This is a genomic window from Pseudoalteromonas sp. Of7M-16 (assembly GCF_022347805.1).
GTDB classification, from domain to species: domain Bacteria; phylum Pseudomonadota; class Gammaproteobacteria; order Enterobacterales; family Alteromonadaceae; genus Pseudoalteromonas; species Pseudoalteromonas luteoviolacea_F.
The window spans coordinates 11,758-28,748 of record NZ_JAKRFY010000026.1; the positions used below are offsets into that span (position 1 = coordinate 11,758).

At 50.2% G+C, this 16,991-nt stretch carries 4 protein-coding genes; all 4 read left to right on the forward strand.

Annotated features, from left to right (window positions below; all coding sequences use genetic code 11):
* The 4 genes from MHN81_RS21675 to fabD all read left to right on the forward strand — a co-directional run bounded on the left by MHN81_RS21675 (window position 1) and on the right by fabD (window position 16,944).
* Complete coding sequence (locus MHN81_RS21675) at window positions 1-4,311, forward strand: polyketide synthase (protein WP_239426699.1); 4,311 nt, start codon at window positions 1-3, stop codon at window positions 4,309-4,311.
* Window positions 4,308-5,141: an alpha/beta hydrolase gene (locus MHN81_RS21680; protein ID WP_023402309.1), complete on the forward strand. Its 834-nt coding sequence runs from the start codon at window positions 4,308-4,310 to the stop codon at window positions 5,139-5,141. Before MHN81_RS21675 ends, MHN81_RS21680 begins: the two co-directional genes overlap by 4 nt.
* 100 nt (window positions 5,142-5,241) lie before the next feature.
* Entirely contained in the window at window positions 5,242-13,539 is an 8,298-nt protein-coding gene (locus MHN81_RS21685) for an SDR family NAD(P)-dependent oxidoreductase (RefSeq protein ID WP_239426700.1), read from the forward strand.
* Window positions 13,540-13,614: 75 nt separating this feature from the next.
* Window positions 13,615-16,944, forward strand: coding sequence for an ACP S-malonyltransferase (gene fabD / locus MHN81_RS21690; protein ID WP_239426701.1), 3,330 nt, complete (start codon window positions 13,615-13,617; stop codon window positions 16,942-16,944).
* Window positions 16,945-16,991: the final 47 nt, after the last annotated feature.

Below are 16,991 nucleotides of genomic sequence, written 5' to 3' on the forward strand. Positions count from 1 at the left end.
ATGACAAAAATAATCATCAACTCGGTTGTTTCCATCATCGAGCAGAATAACGGTGTTGTCCAGATCACCATGGAAGACCGTGACAATAAAAATATGTTTAGCCGTGATATTCTGTCAGGGTTGATGCAAGCATATAAAAAAATTGAGGAAAATCGCGCTTGCAAAGCGGTCATCATCACAGGCTTTGACAGCTACTTTTGCAGTGGTGGCACTCAGGATAGCCTACTGTCGCTAAATGACACTCAGGGCAATTTTAGTGACGTTAATATTTATAGCTTGCCATTAGAGTGTCGGGTGCCGGTGATATCTGCCATTCAGGGCCATGCCATTGGCGGCGGGTTTGTGATGGGGTTATTCTCTGACATCGTGTTGCTCAGCAAAGAGAGCTACTACACCCTCAATTTTATGAAATATGGCTTTACGCCGGGGATGGGGTCGACCTTGATAGTGCCCACCAAGCTGGGTGTGGATCTGGGCAGTGAAATGTTATTGAGTGCCAATCAATATCGCGGTGATGAATTACAACAACGCGGGGTGGGCCTACAAGTACTGCCGCGTAAAAGCGTACTAAGTCGTGCTTATGAGTTGGCTGACTTAATCGCCCAAAAGCCGTTGCGCTCAGTCTCTTTATTGAAAAAACACCTCTGTCAGCAAGTGCGCGACAAGCTGCCAACATTTATTGAACAAGAGCTGGCTATGCATGCCCAGACCATGCATCAACCTGAGGTGACGGACAATATCAAGCGTCTATTTGGCCAGCCAAGTGCCGCACCAGCACGCGCATCCAATGTCATGGATAACGCACCGAGTACGACCGCAGAGCACAGCGAGCGCGCAGGGAATGCAACACATCGCCAGACCACAGCAGCTGCGGTAGCCGAGCAAGACATCGCGATCATCAGTGTCGCGGGGCGTTTTCCAGAGGCTGAGAACGTCGATACATTTTGGCAAAATCTGCAACAAGGCCTAGATTGTATTGTCGATATTCCCGATGAGCGAGCGGCGTTATTTGGCCTTGAAAGTAACGCATTGGCATGTCGTTGGGGAGGGTTTATCCACGATGTTGATAAGTTCGATCCGCTATTTTTTAAGATCTCCCCGCGCGAAGCACAGCTGATGGATCCACAAGAGCGCTTGCTCTTAGAAGAGGTTTGGAACCTGCTGGAAAGTCGCGGCTATACCAAGCAAAAATTGGCACAGCAATACGATCACAAGGTGGCGGTTTACACCGCATCTATGTATCAGCAGTACCATGCTTTCGATACCGAACAAGATAAAAAATCCATGGTCGCCATGTCATCGCTCTCCAGTATGGCGAATCGCATTTCTCACTTTTTTGATCTTCATGGCCCAAGTATGGCGGTGGATACCATGTGCTCCGGGGCTGCCAGTGCAATTTATCTTGCCTGTCAAAACTTACTCAGTGGGGCCTGTCGGTTGGCCATTGTGGGGGCCACGAATTTGTCGATTCACGGCTACAAATACCAGGCGTTAAGTCAGTCTCAATTGCTGGCTGAGCAAAGCGCTGTGCGCGGGTTTGGTGAATCAGGTGGGTTTATTCCCGGTGAGACGGTCGGTGCAGTGTTGCTGAAGCCTCTACGCGATGCGATACAAGATAATGATGACGTGCTGGCGGTGATCAAGGGCGTGCATACCGATCATAAAGGCACCACCGATGGATTTAATGTCTCAGATCCCGATGCCCTAAAACGTTTAATGAGCGGATGCCTGCAAACGGCCAAAATGGCACCGCAGCAGATAGACTATATTGAAACCTCAGTGGCGGGCGCGACGGTGTCAGACAGCGCTGAAATTGAAGCGATGAAGCAGGTGTTTTGTGACACCGCGGGCGATATAAAGCTGCCTATCGGCACCGTGAAATCAAGTATCGGCCATGCTGAAGCCGCATCAGGGCTGACACAGCTGATCAAAGTCGCCATGCAATTGAAACACAGGGTATTAACCCCTTCGATCTTACACCAGCCGCTCAACCCGAAACTCGATTTAGACAGCGCGCCATTTACTATCCAAGATAAGTTTGCCCCGTGGACGACAGCAGCAGCTGAGCGGCCTAGAAGTGCGATGATCAATACCTTGGGTGCAGGTGGTTCGGGTTGTTGTATGGTGCTAGAGGAGTGTCTAACTGCAAAATCAGCAACCAAAGTAGCAGGTGTACGCCGTGATCGAGTGATGGTGTTTTCAGCGCAAAATGAGGCACGCCTAAAGGAGTTGGTGACACGGCATATGGCGCATTTCAGCACGGAGCAAGATATTCATCTCGACGATGTAGCGTATACGCTGATAGAAGGCAGAGAGGCCATGCCGACTCGGTTGAGTTGTGTGGTTAACACCATTGAACAGTTGCGTGACTACCTCGCAGCGTGGCTAGATGGTAAGGCACAGGCGGAGGTCTTTTTCCATGATATTGAACACACCTCGCGCCATGCATCCATTGAGCTAGATAGTGCAAACGATACAGAGCTGTTAAAACAGGCCAAGTTATGGGTGCAAGGAGGACACCTGAGTTGGGCGTCTCTTTATGGTGAGCAGCATGGTGTCCTGCCACAGATCATTGCCTTGCCGACTTATCCGTTTGCGCGTCGTCATTGTTGGCTGCCCAAACCGGCAGAAAAACCATCACCGAACAGTGCACAGCAGATAGATACACCGACTCAACCAGCATTGTCTGCCACTGATATTGCGCAGGCTAGTGATGCCAATTCGACGCAGCCATTACTTCACTCGGAGGTGACTGAGTTAGTGGTAGAGACAGTTGGACAAATCTTAGGCCTTGGTCGTGATGAGCTACAACTGACAACGCCGCTTAAAGCGCTAGGTGTCACATCAGTGACTAAAATGTTGATAGTGTCTGCGCTTTGCGATGGTATGGAGCAACTCGACGAAACGCAAGTAGGCAGTAAGTTACTTCAAGCCGACAGTGTGTCTGATCTCATTGCTGTGATTCAATGCACACAGCCAAAACCCGCCCAGGAGGCTGAGGCCAAGCAAGTGCCAATAGACCTTCCTGGCTATATTTCTCAGGCCACGAGCAGTGGTTACCGCTTTGAGTACGAGAGCAGCGCTACTCAGCTGCTAGACGAAATTGATGAACACAGTGTGATAGTGATCGGTGCAGGTCCTGCGGGGATCATGGCAGCGCTGAGCGCCGTGCTCAATGGGGTTGAACAGGTCTACTTGTTTGATAAACGCAAGGTCGTCGACCGAATGCAAATGGTCACCATATATCAAAATGCGCTGCCCTATTTACAGCGCTTTGGTGTACTGACGCAGCTCATGGAGCGTGGCACGCCCATTGCGCAGCACAACTTCTTTTATACCCGCAGTGACAATGAGTCGACGCGTTATTATCAAAAACAGATAGATAAGGCGCAGCTAACGACAACCCAATTCAATGCACCTGGAAACACCCATAAGAGTGCCTATGATGAATTTGTGGGCGAGTCGGTATTGGCTATCTCTTTGGCAGATCTGCAAGATGTATTGCTCACTGCCGCACGTGATAAAGGCGTGCATATTTACTTTAATGTGGAGGCACAAGTGGTGCCCACTGAGGGAGAGCAAGCCAGCGTGACATTGCGTAATTTGCAGCTGGAGTCACACTTCACCGTCACGCCTGAATTGGTGATCTTGGCCGATGGCGAGTGCAGTTCAAATGCGCAGGCTGTGGGGATATGTTACGACACTGAAACTGCCAACAAGGGAGAGGAGTGTTGGTATATTTATCACTGCCGTGCAACCAGTGACAGCTCAGCACTCAATTACAAATTCTCATTTGATGCTGATCAACAGCTATCAGGTTGTGAATTTGGGCTCTTTTATCCCAATCGAGATGAGCTCGGAGTAGCGGTGTACACTGCCAATGGTGAGTTGCCAAGCACAGCACAACTTGCACAGCGTGCGCAGTTCTTCGCTGACGCGCAGCAAAGCAAGGTTGGGGAAGTTTTGTGGATCAGCAAACCCATTGATGTGCAATACACGCGCGCGAGTACCTTTATCAGTAAAAACATCATGCTGACCGGAGATGCGTCGGGAACGGGCTCGCCTGTAGCGGGTATGGGAGCTGTGCTGGCCATATCCGCCTATGCCAGTGCCACGGATGAGTACTTTAAGCTCAGAGGGCGCGACAAGCAGGCGGCTGAGCAGGCGTATAACGCGCGTCAGAGTTCATTTGTGGATGCATGGCAAGATCGCAGTTGCGATATTTGGTCAAAGATAGATAACTTGCCGAGCTCACATCAATCGACCGCGCAATCTGCGCAGCAAAAATTAGAACTGGAAACACCTTTATGAAAGTACAAGCACATGACGGATTAATGCTGGACGTTAACCTCAATCAGTTTGATAGCACCAAGCCAACTGTGGTCTTTATCAATGCGCTGGGTGTAGACAGTTGCATAACACAGGCGTTGTCTGATGCCATGGTAGCGCGGGGCCATAATTTTGTGACCTGGCGACGTCGGGGATTTCCAGGTGTATACGATGAGCGTTTTCGCGAGTATTCTGTGCAGGATCAAGTTCAAGACTTAACCACTATTGTGACCGAGTTAGCCTTGCCCTCATTCACTTTGGTTGCGTGGTGTACGGGGATCCAAATTGCTTTGGTTGCTGCGGCACAAGAGTCATGTTTAATCGAAAAAATGGTGCTATTCAATGCGCCGAATTTCTTTAATCAAGGCACTCCGGGCCTCACGGGTGATACCATAGGCCAGGTTTGCCGCATGTTGATCCACGATGAGAAAAAGCTTGATTTTCTCCATCAAAATATCGTGGCGTATAACACAAAAAGCATGCAAGACAAGTTGGCGCGTATTGATAATAAGCAGTACCAACAGATGATCCAAGCACCGTTCAATAGCGGTAAAGAGGCGTTTCTACGGTTTGCCCATCTGGTCAATACCACCCACGAATTTAAGATCAGTCGCACCTTAACTGAACAGATCAGCTGCCCAACCTTCATTGTCGGTGGAGGTAACGACGATATGGTCGCTTGGCAAGAGTCCGTGGCGCTTGCCGAGATTATTCCGGATGCCGAATATAAAATTTTTGCTAATTGGGGGCATTACAATCTGTTTACCGACACCGCAGAGGTCTGCGAAGACTTAATTTTAAACGGCCATTAAACACGCGAAGTACGAACTGCAAAGAATTTAATCGCCACCACGGTGCTTGGTAAGAGCTTGGGTTTGGGGCGGTGCAAAATATTGACAGAAGGGGATCGGAGTGAGCAACCAAAAAATAGCGATCATTGGGATATCAGGAAAATACCCAGGCGCAGATAACCTAGATGAATTGTGGGAAAACCTCAAACAAGGCAAAGATACCATCACGGAAATACCAAAAACGCGCTGGGATCACGCTTTGTATTATCAGCCGGGTAACCGGGTGTATGGTAAAAGTTATAGTAAATGGGGCGGATTCATCAATGATGTCGATCAGTTTGACTCCCTGTTCTTTAATATGGCGCCAAAAGTTGCCGAGCTGATCGATCCTCAAGAAAGGCAATTTCTCCAGTGTGCTTATCACACCGTTGAAGATGCTGGATATTCGTGTGAAGGACTCTCACAAAGGGGGCCCGTTGGGGTATTTTGTGCGGTAGAGTACAATGAATATTTGATGTACAGTCAGGCCAATACACCGGTTTCCGCCCTCAATGCCTCTATCACCAATCGGGTGTCTTACTGTTGTAATTTTACCGGTCCAAGTATGACCATAGATACCATGTGCTCGGGCTCAATCAGCTCGGTACACTTGGCGTGTCAAAGCATTCTAAATGGCGACTGTCGAGCCGCTATTGCAGGTGGCGTCAACCTGACGCTGCACCCCAATAAATTTATTTTACATAGTGCGGGGCGTTTCTCATCGAAAACCGGGCGCTGTCATAGTTTTGGTGATAAAGCGACTGGTTATGTGGCCTCTGAAGGGGTGGGGGCAGTGTTGCTCAAACCGCTCGACGATGCACTCGAAGATGGTGATCATATCTATGGGGTGATCTTGGCGACGGCCATTAATCATGGTGGCGCGTCGAGAACGTATACTGTGCCAAAAGCTTCTTCACAGGCAGAGGTGATTAGCCAAGCGCTGGCAAAAACAGCGTCTGATCCCATCAGTTATATTGAGGCGCACGGTTCAGGCACTGCGATAGGAGATGTGATTGAAGTCGATGGCCTACAAAGAGCATATAAAGATGGCTATCTGGCCAAAAATGCGCAGGGCGAAACGGCGTGTTTAATTGGCTCCATTAAATCTAATATAGGCCACTGTGAAAGTGCATCAGGCATTGCTGGATTAACCAAGGTTTTGCTGCAAATGCACCATAAAACCATTGTCCCCTCTATTCACTCACAAACGCGCAATCCCTATATCGATTTTGATAGCTCTCCGTTTGATGTGCCACGTGAAGCGCAGCCTTGGCAAGTTGCAGAGGGGAAAAAGCGCGTGGCTGGTATCTCTGCATTTGGCGCTGGCGGTTCGAATGCGCATATGGTGGTTGAAGAGTATGTCGCAACGACGCCCGCTGACGCTGAACACCAATCCGCATCTGTGCCAAGTTATATCGTGTTGTCGGCTAAAACCAAAGAGCAGCTGCACAGAGCGGTAAAGCAATTGCACAGCACCTTTGAACACACCGGCCAGAGTGTCCACGATGTGCAGGATCTTCGTCGCATCGCCAGCACCTTGCAAGTGGGTAGAACGCATCATGAGCACCGACTTGCCCTTGTTGCAAACTCAGTGGACGAGCTTACACAGCAACTTGCCTATGTGTTGGCGCATCCATTTGATGACATTGGCCAATCGACCCTGCGCTGGTACGGAGAAACGATCAAAGGCAAGGCATTGGATGAATTTATTACGGCCAACAATTTAGTGTATGCCGATCTCTTGTCTGAGACGGATTGGCCTGCCTTGATAGGGCTGTGGATCCAAGGTTACCCAGTTGACTGGCGTGCCTTATATGACGGCGTATTGCCAAGCAAAGTGAGTTTGCCAGGATACCCCTTTGCCAAGCAGCGTTACTGGGTTCCTGACACCGATGTTGAGCGTACCTACCCGCCGTTAGCACAGCTTGAAGCGCTGGCTGCGAATACTGCGCCGGTGCGCGAGCAGGCAGCTTCTTATTTGAAGCCTTTGCAATCGATTATCCCCTTGACTGGCAGTGAGTATTTTATCGCACAGCATGTGGTCAACCAAACCCCGATCCTGCCTGGCGTGGCATATTTGGAGTTGGTAAGAGAGGCGCTAAGCAGCTTATTAGAGGACCATCAACATTACTCAATAGACAATGTGACTTGGCGTCGCCCGATGATATTTGATGGTCAGAGCAAACAAGTTGTGATCGAGTTGTCTTGCCTGCCGCAAGTAGGACAACGTGCGCGCTTTAGAATTTACGATTTGCTCGATCAATCCAGCGGAGACTTTTGTCGTGGGGCTGTCAATCTAGGTGAGCGCGACGCTCCTAAGGTCCCAGAGTTAGATCAGTTGCGCGCGACAGGTAAGGTGATTGAGGTTGATAAGCAGGCTTTCTATGACCAGTTTTTGCAGGCTGGGCTGGACTATGGGCCGGCATTTCGAGCGGTGGAGTCACTGCAGCGCAGCGGCGCATATGTGGTGGGACAGCTAAAAGCGCAGCAATCACAGCCGCAGTCACCTCTGGCGATGAAGTGGCGCCCAGAAATACTCGATTCAGCACTGCATTGCATCTTGGGCTTTTACTTTGGCGAACAGTCCAGCGTAGACGAGGCCGACTCTCAACAAGGACCTATGGTCCCTTTTGTGCTCAATCAAGTGAAAGAATATGCCCCCTTGCCAGAATCAGTTTGGGTCATACTTGATGCCAAGCAGCGCACGGCCAGTACTCAGATCATCGACTTATCGTTGTGTGATGAACAGGGCAATGTGTGCCTGCAATTGCTCGGGTATACTGCGCGGATCATGAAGCAGTCGACATCTTCGACAAATGTGCAGACCGAGGAGCGCCGGCCGTCGCAAGCAGAACCTGTCGGTGAAATTAAATTCTTCTCACCGACGTGGCGGTCGCTGCCCTTAGCTGACACGACAGCAACTGGTGACTTTAATGGCGATGCAAGCTGGATTGTTTTGTTTGGCGAGGCGGCACAGTGGTCCGCTCAATTGCGCTCCCGCTTTGCCAGTGCTGAGGTGCTGTGCATCGATGCAGCGAGCGAAGAGCCAAGCGCACCTCTGTGTAGTGCAGATCATTACCAGCACTATGCACAGGCCTTGCTGGCGGTTTTACAACAAGTCATTCAGCATCAAGGAGCCAAGCCAAAGCGCATCCAAGTGGTGACGTCATCTGGTACAGGGCAGCGCATGTATGCGGGGTTGTTGCCAATGCTCGAAGCGGCCATTCACGAGCACGTGATTAAATTTGCTGATGTGATCATGGCAGACTCAGGTGCTGAGGCTGAAAATCAGATCATACGTAATGGCCAAACACACAAACCCAGTTGTGTTGAACTAAAGTCGCAACAATGTGACATCAGACGTTGGCAGGCTTTGCCTGCGGTTGAAAAAGCCGTGTCGCCGTGGCAAGAGCAAGGTGTGTATCTGATCAGTGGTGGTTTTGGTGGCCTTGGCAAAATATTTACCCAGGCCATTCTTGCCCAGACCCAAGCCAGCACGGTGATCCTATGGGGTCGAGGCGAGCTGGACTCAGCGCGTCAGCAGTGGCTCACCCAGTGCAATGCGCAGGGCGAGAGGGTGCACTATCAAGCGATTGATATCACGCGATTAAACGAGGTGGAAGATGCCATTACTGAGGTGTTGGAAAAATTTGGCCAAATCACCGGGGTTTTGCATGCCGCGGGGGTATTACAAGATGGCATGATCGTCAGAAAATCGCCACAACACCTAGCGCGAGTACTGTCACCAAAAGTACAAGGGCTTGTCAATTTGGACGCTGCAACGCAGACATGTGATTTAAGGTTTTTTGCCTTGTTCTCTTCGGTCAGCAGTGTGCTGGGCGCGCCTGGTCAGGCGGACTATGCAGCGGCAAACGGATTTATGGACTGGTTTGCCCACGACAGGGCGCTGCGTGTTAAACGCGGGGAATGCTTCGGCCACAGTGTGTCCGTCAACTGGCCGCTTTGGCAAGACGGTGGGATGCGTATGCCCCGTCATGCGATGCGTGAGCTAAAAGAGACTTCAGGATTAATACCCCTGCCAACTGAGGCTGGACTTGAAGCGTTTTCGACCGCGTTGGCCGCGCAAGTATCACAGGTTCTGGTTCTGTATGGTACGGGGGAAGCCTACCAAAACTTCGCACAAAAATTACAGGCTGTGGATGCGTATTACACCGCTGAACAGCCAGCACAAAGCCAAGCCGTGGTGCCTTTCAACGTGCAAGATGTTATCCGTGCAGTCAGTGATTTACTGAAAGTGCCTCAGTCGAGCATTGATGGTACAACGGCACTGTTTGATATTGGCTTTGATTCAGTCTCTATCGGCGAGTTAGCAAATGTGCTGACCCAAGCGACCGGGGTAGAGCTGCCCGTCAGTGTATTTTATGACTGCACTCAAATTGATGAGCTAACTCACTACATACAATCGCATATGTCTCAAGACGACGAGCGCTCAACTGCACAACAGACAACCGCTGTGTCCCAGCCTCCCAGCACGACTGAGGTCGCGCCTTCGCTCAGTGAAGATACCGTGATTGCGCTGATCAGTGAGTTACTCAAAGTACCAGCTTCAAGCATTGATGGTAATACGGCGTTTTCAGACATTGGTTTCGATTCGGTTTCATTGGGAGAGTTTGCCAGTCACTTAAATCAGGCATTGGAGGTTGAGATCTCCGCGACGTTGTTCTATGAGTGCACTGTAGTGGCTGAGCTGGTTGCGCATTTACAAGCACAGCTCAATCATGGGGCCACTCAGTCTGTCGCGCAAATGTCTAAAACGGCGCCAAGCGAGTTGTGTGACGAAAGGGATATTATCGGTGAGATCAGTGAGTTGCTCAAAGTACCTGCAGCGAGCATTGATGCAGATACGACATTTGAGCAGATCGGCTTTGATTCGGTGTCTTTGACAGAGTTGGCTAGTGCCCTCAGTGCTCGCTATGAGGTCGAGTTGTCTACCACGGTTTTCTATCAGTGCACTTGTGTAGGTGAGTTGGCTCACCATATAAATGAGTTGCTAAGTGATACGCAGCACCAAGTGAGCAGTGAGGTGCCTGCTCAGCCATCGGCGAGCGTTGTTGAGTCGCAAATAGAGGTGGGTTCAGACATAACACAAGCCCTGTTGGTGTTGATCAGTGACATGTTGAAAATCGCCCAGCATGACTTCGACATCCATACTCCGTTGGATCAATTGGGCTTTGACTCGGTGAGCTTTGCTGAGTTAGCTCAGGCGCTCAACCATCGCTACCAAGCAGAGCTGGCGCCCACGATTTTTTATGACATCAATACCGTGTCGGCACTGGCTGCGCACCTGTCTGGCTCACCGCGTGATGAGAAAGTACCTGTTGAAGATGTCGAAAAAGCAAAGACAGTGCATTCACAACAGCCCGGCGAGCCTTCGCACAACGCGCCGGCAGAAGATATCCAAGAGGCCGAGCAACAAACTCGCCATCCAGCTGATCACCAAGATGATGACAGTATCGCTATTATAGGTATGGATGGACAATTCCCCGGTGCCAATGATATTGCGCAATTTTGGGATAATTTGGCACAAGGCAAAGACTGTGTCACTGAAGTACCGAAAGAGCGCTGGGATTGGCGAGATGTATATGGCGATACCAAACAAGACCCTCGAGTCACACGCAGTAAGTGGGGCGGTTTTTTAGCGCATATTGACCAGTTTGATGCAGGATTTTTTGGTATTTCCTGTCACGAAGCGAGGCAGATGGATCCGCAGCAAAGGTTGCTGTTGCAAAGTGCGTGGCATGCAATTGAAAATGCAGGATATGCGCCGGAATCGCTGTCAGGGTCAAATACGGGGGTGTACATTGGTATTGCACATACCAGCGGATATGGTTCAGAAAATGAGACCAGTGCGCAAGATGAGGGCGCATCGATGGAATTGTCTGGGCCGATCAACGCACCGTCTTTAGGGCCAAATCGGATCAGCTATTTTTTGAATCTAAAAGGCCCCAGTGAACCTATTGAGACCGCGTGTTCCAGTGCTCTGGTCGCGTTGCACCGGGCTGTCACAGCGCTGCGCAGTGGTGACTGTCGATTATGTTTAGTCGGGGGCGTCAACGTCATCGTGACAGCACAAGGTCACGTCAATTTGAGCCGTGCTGGCTTACTTAGCGAAGAGGGTCAGTGCCGTGCTTTTGCTGCAAATGCAGATGGCTATGTGCGCAGTGAGGGCGTTGCTACTGTGTTATTGAAGCGCTTGTCTGAGGCGAAACAAGATGGGGATAATATCCTTGCCGTGATCCGTAACAGCAAAGTGGGCTATACCGGTAAAGGGAGCGGATTTGCAGCACCGAACACCAATTCACAAGCGGCATTGATCAAAGCGTGTTATGAAGAAAAAAACATCGACCCCGCGCAAGTTAGTTACGTAGAAGCACAGGGAACCGGTACTGAGATCGGAGATGCCGTTGAATTCCAAGCGCTAACAAAGGCATTTAAGGGGACGCCACAGGGCCGTTGTGCGCTTGCCTCGGTTAAAACCCATGTTGGACACATGGAAATGGCATCGGGCATGGCCTCTTTACTTAAGGTTGTCTTGCAAATGCAACACAATCAGTTGGTTGCAAACTTGCACTGTGATGAGTTAAATCCGCACATCGACATTGCACAGTCGCCATTTTATATTCCTTCAATGGCCGAGCCATGGTCAAGTGGTTCATCGCGCGACCGCAAAGTGGCGGGGATCAACGCCTTTGGATTTGGTGGCGTCAACGCACATGTCATTGTTGAGCAATACCGCGCACCTGAGACCCAAAGCGCACGTCAAACACATGGCCCTTATGTCATGCTGTTGTCTGCAAAAACACAGCCGCAAATTGCAATTCAAGCACGTAATTTACTGGCTTGGCTTGACCGTGAACCTCAACTTGATCTGTATCGTGTTGCCTACACACTGCAGGTGGGGCGCAGTGCGATGGATGAGCGGGTAGCCATGGTAGTCAATTCGAAGGACGAATTCATTGAGTGTCTAACCCAAGTCGCGCAAGGTGAATACACTGCCCCCAGTGTATATCGAGGCACGGGTGCGAGTTGCCCGCCCATTGTGTCTTTGCTGCAAAGCGACACCGCGCTGCAGACGGTGGTAGCTGGTTGGCTACAATCTCGTGAACTGAGCATGTTAGCGTCACTTTGGTGTAACGGTTTATCTATTGCGTGGCAAAACATGTATCAAGGTGAGCGGGTGCAACGGGTGAGTTTACCGGGATATCCGTTTCAAACAACGCGACATTGGATTGGTGAACTTGAACAGCAAACCAGCCAATCAGCGCACCACCCTGAGCAACCAACTGCGGATACTGAGCTTGAGGAGCAACTTTTGAGGTTGGCGCAAGATAGCATGGCTGAGCATCAGCAATTGACGCTTACTGGCGCGCTGGATTTGAGTGAATGTAGCTCAGTGGAGTTGGTACAATGGCAGCAAAAAATTCACCAGGCACTCAATATTCAAGTTGCCACCCAAGACTTAATGGCCGCAACCAGTATTCGTGCTCTCGCTGCGCATTTAAGTGCTCTTCAGGCAGACGAACACCTTCAAGCTGAACAGGGCATGGTGTCACTTTCTGGTTCAGAGGGCGTTGGGCCTGCGCTGATCTGCGTACCGGCCGCGGGTGCTATGCTAAGTAGTTTTTCCCCCTTGGTGAAGCTGCTACAAGGCTGTATGCATCTCTATGGTTTTGGCCACCGAGGGTTTCATGATCAGAGTGTGCCGCACGACAGTATTCAGGCCATGGCACAGGACTATGTTACTCAGCTGTCATCGCTCCCCAAGCAACAAACTATCTATTTGCTGGGGCACTCCTTGGGGGCCAGTGTGGTGTATGAAATGGCCTGTTTACTGCGCAATGTTGGCTGTAAAGTGCATATATTTATGCTGGACAGCGAGCTGTATGCCCAAGGTGACATATCCTTGTCTGCATTTTTCCAATTTTTTGTGCGCGACAAACAGGTGGCACATACGCTGGCTCACAAACAGGCTCAGGGTGACGACGTCGTTGCACCACTGGCGCAGGCCTTACTCGATGAGGCTGCGGTGTCAACTGAGCACAGCAAGGCGTATTTGCAACAGATAATGCACGCCTATGCACAACAGATATTGATGGGGCTGCAGTATGTGCCGTCGCAAAAATACGATGGCGATATTACCTTACTGTTGGCTAAACAAAGCCATATGGGGGGTGAAAACCGGCAACAAACGCTGGCGAAATATCGCCGCTATTGCTTGCAAAATATCCCGCTATTTTCAGTCTCCGGTGGTCATTACAGCGTGCTAGAAAAAGCCAATGTCTCGGATGTGGCGCAGATCTTACGCCACGCAATTACGCCGCAATCCACAGTGCAGGCAGGTGAAGTAAATGATGTTTAATAACCGAAAAATGAATGCGATAGCCTACCGCTGTTGCCATCCAAGCGTGTTGACTGCAGCGCAAGGGAGCCGCCTATGTCACTAGTCTTTATGTTCGTTGGGCAGGGCTCCCAACATTACAAAATGGCCGAGACACTCTATCAAAACAATGCTGCGTTTCGCGATCACATGCAGCGCTTAGATAGGGTTGCTATTGAAGCGGGGGGAAGATCAATTCTCGCCAAACTATACACAAGTACAGGACAGCTAAACCCTGTTTTTGATGAGTTGCGCTATACCCACCCCGCTATCTACATGCTGGAATATGCACTGGCGGCAAGCTTGATACAAAACGGGGTTAAACCTGATTTTGTGTTGGGCTCGAGCTTGGGTGAGGTGGTGGCGGCAGCCATCGCCGGGTGTATTGAACCGGAGCAAGGGATGCGCTTTGTGGTCGAGCAAGCTGATATTTTTGAGCGCTATGCTGAAACGGGTGGCATGACGGCCATTCTGGCAGATCCTCACCAGTGTGGCGAGCTCCAGTTGGCCGAGCGCGGTCTTGAAATTGCTGCGCTGAACTATGATGCGCACTTTGTGGTGTCGGGGTCAAATGAAGCATTGACTGAGCTCGAAGCACAACTGCCGCACTTCGGACATGCATTTATGCGTTTGCCCGTCACCCAAGCCTTTCACTCCTCGAAACTCAACCGGGCAAAATCTGCATTTCTCGAGCTGTGTCAAAAGTACCGATTTTATGCGCCTTCCCTTCCTTTGATCTCCAGCACCACCGGGGAGTTAGTGAAGCGAGTGGATGGCGATTATTTTTGGCAGGTGGTTCGTCAAGTTATTCAATTCCCGCAGGCTGTGGCCACCGCAGAAAAACTCGGTGCCCGCCACTTTTGTGATTTAGGCCCATCAGGCACGATGGCGAATTTTGCCAAAAGATGCCTCAGGCATCGTAGCGAGTGTGAGATCACTGCGTTACTTAACCCTTTTGCAGCAACTTTGGATTTATTCAACGAGTTGATAGCAACATATTCGCATTCAGAACAAGGTAATAAAAATATGAGCATGACCAATACAGCAATCGATCCGGCCGCCAAAGTGTATATGTTTCCCGGCCAAGGCGCTCAACAAGTGGGCATGGGCGGTGAGTTATTCGACAAGTACCCTCAGTTAATTCGAGCTGCAGATGAGATTTTAGGCTATTCAATCAAAGAACTATGTTTGAATGGGCCAGTCAGCAAGCTGAGCAACACGCAATATACACAAGCTGCACTGTATACGGTCAGCGCATTGAGCTATTTAGACAAAATCGCCAATGAAGCCGAGCCTGACGTGGTTATGGGGCACAGTTTAGGTGAATTCAATGCACTGTTTGCCGCGGGTGTATTCAGCTTTGAAGATGGTTTGAGGTTGGTGAAAAAGCGCGGAGAATTGATGGCGCAAATGTCCGACGGGGGGATGATCGCGGTGATGAAATGTGCCCCTGAGGTGATCCACAAAGTGATGGACGCCGCGCACATTAAAGATATTGATTTTGCCAATTACAACAGCCCTTCACAACTGGTACTGGCAGGACCAAAAGACAGTTTGGCGCGCTTAACCTTGGGTTTGGAAGAAGAAGGTGCTGCGGTTGTGCCGCTGAATGTCAGTGCACCGTTTCACTCTCGTTATATGGCACAAGTGCAGCGTCATTTTGCGAACTATTTAACACAGTTTTCATTTGCCACTCCGAACAAGGTGATTATTTCAAATGTGCATGCTCAACCATATGATGCGGCGCAGCTGAAACAGTGCCTGGCGAAGCAGATCTCTTCACCCGTGCGCTGGTGCGATAGCATCGAGTACTTGTTGCAAAAAGGGGTGAGCAACTTTCATGAAGTGGGCCATGGGCAAGTACTGAAAAATTTATTGGCAAAAATTCAAACTGCATGGACAAATACGCATGCCGCACCAGTGCAGAGCGAAGAGTCAAGACCTGTGCCAGCAAAGGTAGCGCGTCCAACTCACGCCGTGGCACCGCTTACGTCACGACAACTAGGCTCTGAACACTTTAAGAAAAAATATGGCTTGCAATATGCCTACGCAACGGGGGCGATGTACAAGGGCATTGCCTCCAAGGCGCTGGTGATCCGTATGGCGAAAGCTGGATTTTTATCTTTCTTTGGCACTGGCGGGTTAAGTGACGAAAACATTGCTCAGAATATAGATGCAATCCAACAGGCCCTAGGCACTACTGCGACGGTTGGGATGAATCTGGTGTGTAATTTAGCAAACCCGGACAAAGAAATGCGTACGGTTGAGCTGTTTATGCAAAAGGGCATTACTGTGATTGAAGCTGCGGCGTTTCTCAGTGTGACACCGGCCTTGGTACGATATCGCTTACAAGGTCTGAGCCGAGATGCTCAGGGTAATGTGCGTGCAGCGAATCGCATTATGGCGAAGATCTCTAGACCAGAAGTCGCCGAGCAATTTTTGAAACCCGCGCCCGCTCATGTGGTTAAGAAATTACTTGAGCAGGGATTGGTAAGTAGTGCGCAAGCCGAGCTGGCGAAAACCATTGCCATGGCTGACTCACTTTGCGTCGAAGCGGATTCAGGTGGACACACAGATATGGGTGTGCTGTCGGTTATTCTGCCCACCATCATTCGGCTGCGCGATCGGGTTGCTCACGAGTACAACTACCAAGCACAGATCGATGTCGGTGCTGCAGGTGGTATTGGCACGCCAGAGTCAGCCGCATCTGCACTGATGCTCGGCGCTGACTTTATTTTAACCGGTTCAATTAATCAATGTTCGCCAGAGGCGGGCACCAGCGATGAAGTGAAAGCGCTGCTGCAAGACGCCAACATTCACGACACACGATATGCCCCTGCAGGCGATATGTTTGAAATTGGTGCAAAAGTACAGGTGTTGAGAAAAGGTGTCTTTTTCCCAGCCAGAGCAAACAAATTGTATGAGTTGTGGCAACGTCACCAGGGGTGGCACGAGGTAGATGCTGCGACACGAGACCTGATAGAGAAGAAATACTTTAAACGTTCATTTGATGCTGTGTATCAAGAAACTTGTGAGTATTACAACAAAGCGAAACCGCAAGAGATAGTGCGCGCTGAAAAAGACAGCAAGCATAAAATGGCCTTGGTATTTCGCTGGTATTTCATTCATACCAATCGCATTGCCATCAGCGGCGCTGCCGATAAAGTGGACTATCAAATTCACTGTGGTCCGTCCCTTGGGGCGTTTAATCAATGGGTTAAAGGTACTCGGTTTGAGGCATGGCAAAACCGCCACGTCGATGAAATCGCACACTTGTTATTGGACGGTACCGCAGAGTACATGACGCAAAAGTATGCGCAATTGATGACCCGCGCGCAGCAGCCGAAACAAGGTGCAGCCGCGCTTGAGGTGGCATTACAAGATTAGAAACTGGTTGCCTCACTGATGGCACACAACCCCGTAGTTTAAAGATG